The organism is Bordetella petrii, from assembly GCF_020991325.1.
GTDB classification, from domain to species: domain Bacteria; phylum Pseudomonadota; class Gammaproteobacteria; order Burkholderiales; family Burkholderiaceae_B; genus Bordetella_A; species Bordetella_A petrii_E.
In genome coordinates this window covers 1-1384 of the sequence record NZ_JAJMLX010000487.1, presented here as the reverse complement: position 1 = coordinate 1384, position 1384 = coordinate 1, and the positions used below count along the sequence as shown (strand labels likewise).

1 protein-coding gene is annotated in these 1384 nt (G+C 67.3%); it reads left to right on the top strand.

The window, feature by feature from the left end; genetic code table 11:
- Positions 1–92 precede the first annotated feature (92 nt).
- A partial coding sequence (gene cysS / locus LPZ50_RS24840) for a cysteine--tRNA ligase (RefSeq protein WP_230665492.1) occupies positions 93–1384 on the top strand: 1292 nt, incomplete at its 3' end.

The window sequence follows — 1384 nt, the reverse complement described above, 5'->3', positions numbered from 1 at the left end:
CGCCCGGGCAGGCGCACGCCGATGCCCGCCTTGCGCCGGCGCGAACCGCCCGCGGCCTATACCGCCACATATCGAAGCCTATCCAAAGCGTCATGCTGCACATCTACAACACGTTGTCGCGTACCAAAGAACCTTTCCAGCCTGTCCGGCCGGGCGAGGTGCGCATGTACGTGTGCGGCATGACCGTCTACGACTACTGCCACCTGGGCCACGCGCGCATGCTGGTGGCCTTCGACGTGGTGCAGCGCTGGCTGCGCGCCAGCGGGCTGGCGGTCGACTACGTGCGCAACATCACCGACATCGACGACAAAATCATCCGGCGCGCCGTCGAGACCGGCCGCCGCATCGGCGAAGTCACCGAATACTACATCGCCGCCATGCATGCCGACGAACGCGCGCTGGGCGTGCAGCCGCCCGACCGCGAGCCGCGCGCCACGCAATACGTGGGCGACATGCTCGACATCATCAAGCGCCTGGAACAGAACGGCCTGGCTTATCGCGCCGACGACGGCGACGTCAATTACGCCGTGCGGGGCTTCGCCGGCTACGGCAAATTGTCTGGCAAGGCGCTCGACGACCTGCGCGCCGGCGAGCGCGTGGCGGTGGGGTCGGCCAAGCGGGACCCGCTCGACTTCGTACTGTGGAAGGCCGCCAAGGACGAAGAGCCCGCAGACACCAAGTGGGAATCCCCTTACGGGCTGGGCCGCCCCGGCTGGCACATCGAGTGCTCGGCCATGAGCCGCTCGCTGCTGGGCCTGCCCCTGGACATCCACGGCGGCGGTCCCGACCTGAAGTTCCCGCACCACGAAAACGAAATCGCGCAAAGCGAAGGCGCTTTTGGGGGCGCGCTGGCCAATATCTGGATGCATTGCGGCCCGTTGATGGTCGATTCCGACAAAATGTCGAAGTCGCTGGGCAACTTCCGCACCATACGCCAGACCATCGCGCAGGGCGATGCGCCGGCCGGCCAGGCCGATTACGCGGTCAACCCGCGCGAAGCGGAAATGCTGCGCTTTTTCATTGTGCGCAACCACTACCGCAGCCCGCAGAATTACGCACCCGACAACCTCGTCGACGCCCAGAACGCCCTCGACCGCCTGTACCAGGCGCTGCAGAACGTATCGCCCGACGGCGGCGCCATCGACTGGAACGACCCCCAGGCGCAGGCCTTCAAGGCCGCCATGGACGACGATTTCAACACCTCCGGCGCGGTGGCTGCCCTGTTCGAGCTGGCATCCGAGGCCAATCGCAGCGGCAGCGCGCGCGCCGCCGGCCAATTGAAGGCCCTGGCGGGCCTGCTGGGCCTGCTGCAGCAAGACCCGGCATGCTATTTCCAGAGCCCCACGCGCTATTCCGCCGCGGGGCTGGCCCAGGCCGCCGCGCC